A 4,432-nucleotide genomic window follows, 5' to 3' on the forward strand; every position below is an offset into this window, starting at 1 on the left:
CTGCCTCCTAAGGCTTATGAGAACCTATATTACTTCAATCCATATAATGACTTTGTTGTTGGAAACGTTCTGAAATTCGGAGAATATAATATTTGGGAAAATGTTCTATTTAAAAATGCGTTTAAAGACTTCAATGAAGACATCAAATCATTCAAATTAACAAATTACCCTAACGTTTTGTGGGACACAATTACATGTAACAAATTATTCAAAAAATCATTTTTGGATAAGTATAACATCAGATTCATTGATAAGGACATTTATTATGAGGATTTGCTGTTTTCCCTGCAGGCATATATCTTTGCCGAATCCATTGGATTTTCAAGAAATATCTTCTATTTCTGGAGATTGAGAAAGGACAAATCATCAATAACACAAAAAGAAAATGATGTTAAGAATTTCAAAAACAGGCTTGAGATTTTGAATATATACAATTCAATAATGGAAAGATGTGAGTTAAATGACTATCTGAAAAATATAGTCTACTCTAAATGGATGGTTCACGATTTGAAAACCTCTCTTAAAAAATTAAGGAATTATTCTGGCAAATACTATGCCGAACTGCTTGAAGGCACCAATAATCTATTAAATATCATTCCTTCCGAGTTGAAAGAAGATTTGAACTTCTATCTTAAACTTCTGTATAAAATGGTTGAAAATTATGATGTCTATTCATTGTTGCTTTTTGCACATATGGAAGAGGAGTTAAAGGAAAACCCGCAAATTCCATTGGATATTGATGAGAAATATTTAAAATATATCAATAAATCCTGTGATTATAAAGAAGGAGAGCTTGAAGCTCATTTGACTGATGTTTTCAATGATAACAGAAAGCTTTATTTGGAATTCAGTCAGAATCTGGAGTTTGCTCCAATCAACTGTCCTCATAAAACAACTGCAGAACTGATTACTAATGATGGTGAAATTTCTTTAAAAGTACGTAAAAATCGCATAACAATTTCACTGGATGATATTAAAGATAAGGATCATTTAAAAATTCAACTGTCTTATGAAGCAAAAGGATTTAATAAAAGTGTTCTTTTAAAGAATTACAGTAGGAAATCCATTCGCTATGCGGATTATGATATCGATTTGGGTATTGGAATAAATAATATTCTATATCTTGATGTAAAAAAAAGAAATGAAAATCAGATATTCATTAAGGATGTTATTTTTGATGATGATGAGTTCATATTCAAATGTGAAGCTGTAGATGAAGTTAAAAATATAATTCTAACTAATTATGTCACATTCAGGCAGGTCAGGTATCCTGCAATCCATTCAAAGAACAATCCTAATGTGTTCATATTTGTCATTCCATATAAAGACATATCAAACAATATAATTAATAAATGGGAGATAAACAGTCCGGAGTCATTCAACTCAATCAAGCTGGTTAATGAATTCGGATTTGTCTACGGCAGCAATGAGATACGCTTTAGAAATAAAAGGCACAAGATATTTATTTCAAATAGGACCTCCACAAAAAATGATGATGAAATTGATGAAATCAAATCAAAAAATGAAGAATTGATTAATGCCAATAATCAGTTGTCAGATGATAATATTCATTTAAATAAGAATATTGAAGAGTACAAATCAAGAAAATCAGTTAAGATGGTTGATAATATTAAAAATATTTTCAAATAGGTGCTATCTTGCCAAAAATCTCTGTTATTTTACCTATTTACAATACCGCTGAATATCTGCCCGAATGCATTGGCAGTGTTTTAAATCAAACATTTGGTGAGTTTGAACTAATTTGTGTAAATGATGGATCAACCGATAATTCCCTTGCCATTTTGGAGGATTATCGTTTGAAGGATAATCGCTTAAGGATTATTACTCAGGAAAATAAGGGTTTATCCAGTGCACGCAACACTGGTTTGAATAAGGCAAAGGGAGATTACATTTTATTTTTAGATTCAGATGATTATTTGACTCTGAATGCTCTGGAGGAGTTATATTCCATTGCATCTGACAAATCTCTGGACTTGATTTTATTTAAGATAATCAATTTTGATGATGAAACTCGAGAAAAGTCAACATATTCCTACTTCGAACTGACAGTTTTGAAAGGTATGGTTGGAAGTGAGGTATTCAATTATGAAGACATTAAAGGTAAATTCTTCAGGATTCCTGTAACCGCTCCTGGCAAATTATATAAAAAGGAATTGTTGGAGGACATGGAATTTAGGCAAGGGCTTATATTTGAAGACAATCCTTTTTTCATTGAGTTAATGTTTAAACTTAAAAAGGCAATGGTTTTTGATGAATATTTATATCACAGACGTGTTAGAAACGATTCCATAACCAATTCCAATTTTTCCAAATTCAAGGATTGCGTTGAAATATATAATATAATTGAGCAAATCATCAGAAAGTATGGAAGATATGAGGAATTGAAAGGCCAGCTATTTCACAGAAGATGCCGAGACATATATTTGAGGTTTTCACAGGTTCCAGATGAATTCAAAAAAGAGTTTTTCAATTTAATCAAAAGAGATTTCACATCAAAAAGGCAGGGCCTGAAGGAAGACGGAACGTTAGATATTGCCAGTAAAAGAAGCAAGTTCATATTCGACAAAGCGATTGAATGCGATGATTACAAGGATTTTGAAGTGTCAGTAAATGAGTTTGACTTAAGTAGAAAATCTCTGAAGAAATCCAAAGGTTCAAAAATTCAAAATCTAAAAAAACTTTTTAAGCATTGAAAAATAATAATATTATCATGCAAGAGGTTAGTGATGAATTAATAGTTTCTTTTTTATTCCCGCCATCCGATTATGTTTCGGGAATTACAGTTTCAAAAAGGATAATTGAAAATGGAGAAATTGTTGATGTCCTACAGGCAAGATGTCCGGATAACGTAGATTCACAGTTCAATCAATGTGTTGACAAGTATATTAATGAAAGAATTTTAATTGACATGGACTGTGATGTTGACTGGAGCGATTGCATATTCAAATTTTCGAAATTGGGCATTAAAGCCATTAAAAGGAATTATAAAAGAATTTATTCCAGGTCTTGGCTTATGGCAAATCATTTTTTGGCTTTAGAATATAAATTCAAAAACGAATCCTGCTTTTGGAAGGCGGAGTTTTCAGACCCTTTAATTTATGATTTATCCAACCGGCCTAAAAGATATAAGCAGATGCAGATTGATGATGAGGAGTATATCAGAAAAATCAACAATCGAATAAACATCTTCAACCAGAATAACAGTACTGATTTTCCATTGGTTGAAAACAATGTCTCTGCATACTTTATTTGTGAATATATGGTGTATCTCTTTGCAGATAAAATAACTTTTACAAATGAAAATCAAAGGGAAATAATGCTTAGTCAATTTCCGATTGACATTTATGAATATGCTTTTGGAAAAAGTGAGGTTAAGGTGCATCCGACATTGGATGAAAGTTACTATCATATTGCAGATTCAAGATTGCAGTTGGATGGGGAATCTGTAAATGTCGCATATTTCGGTGGGGACTATTATGGAAAAAGGCATTTTGAAGCGTTATTCTATGCTTTTGAATCTCTGAATCATAAGTTTAAAGATAAAATCAAATTATATTTATTTATAAATGACAAAAAGCTAATTAAAAGACTGATTTTGCCATTGTCTTTTAAGGATAATATCATTGTTAAAAAACCTTTGGAATATTTGGAATTCTTGAATGCAACAACAGAATTTGATGTTCTGGTTGTAAATGACGTTATAACCGAGGGAAGTTACAAAATCAATCCTTATTTCCCATCAAAATTTTCTGATTATCTGGGATCAGACACTGATATTTGGGCAATTTCACAAAAAGGAAGCGCCTTATCAAATGTTGATGTCAGGTACAAATCGGATATTTGTGATTTTAAAAGCTGTGGTGAGGAATTGGTCAAAATACTGAATGACAGAGGATTTGTCGATGAGGAGTATTCCTTTGAGGAATATTACATTAAGAGACTGACTTTCCTAAATGAATTGTATGAAAAGGAATTCAGAAAGAACATCAAGCTCAAAAAGGATCTCAAAGAGCTAAAGAAATCCAATAAAAAATTCAAATTGTTCTGATGTGTATTTATGTGCGATGTATCCGTAATTATTCCGGTCTATAATGTTGAAAAATACTTAAAAGAGTGTCTGGACAGTGTATGTAATCAGACCTTGGCCAATATTGAAATAATCTGCGTTAACGATGGTTCAACAGATAATTCATTAGCAATCTTAAATGAATATGCTCAAAAGGATGGCAGAATAAAGATTATATCACAGGAAAATCAGGGTCTTGGTGCTGCTAGAAACCGGGGTCTGGAAGATGCAAGTGCCGATTATGTTTATTTTTTAGATTCGGATGATTATATTGAATTAACCACTTTAGAAAAGTTATTCAACAATGCAGTTTCCAATTCATCAGATGTGGTATTGTTCAAATTC

General features: G+C 31.5%; 4 protein-coding genes. All 4 read left to right on the plus strand.

The window, feature by feature from the left end:
* A partial coding sequence (locus tag ACJMLO_RS02775; protein WP_405293707.1) for a hypothetical protein occupies window positions 1-1,650 on the plus strand: 1,650 nt, incomplete at its 5' end.
* A gap of 8 nt (window positions 1,651-1,658) precedes the next feature.
* On the plus strand, window positions 1,659-2,714 hold the full coding sequence (locus ACJMLO_RS02780) for a glycosyltransferase family 2 protein (protein ID WP_405293709.1): 1,056 nt from the start codon (window positions 1,659-1,661) through the stop codon (window positions 2,712-2,714).
* 17 nt (window positions 2,715-2,731) lie between these two features.
* A complete protein-coding gene (locus ACJMLO_RS02785; RefSeq protein WP_405293711.1) occupies window positions 2,732-4,069 on the plus strand; it encodes a hypothetical protein in 1,338 nt (445 codons plus the stop codon).
* Between the two features lie 9 nt (window positions 4,070-4,078).
* A partial coding sequence (locus tag ACJMLO_RS02790; protein ID WP_405293713.1) for a glycosyltransferase family 2 protein occupies window positions 4,079-4,432 on the plus strand: 354 nt, incomplete at its 3' end.

Origin of the sequence: Methanobrevibacter sp. (assembly GCF_045120835.1) — an archaeon.
Lineage (GTDB): Archaea > Methanobacteriota > Methanobacteria > Methanobacteriales > Methanobacteriaceae > Methanocatella.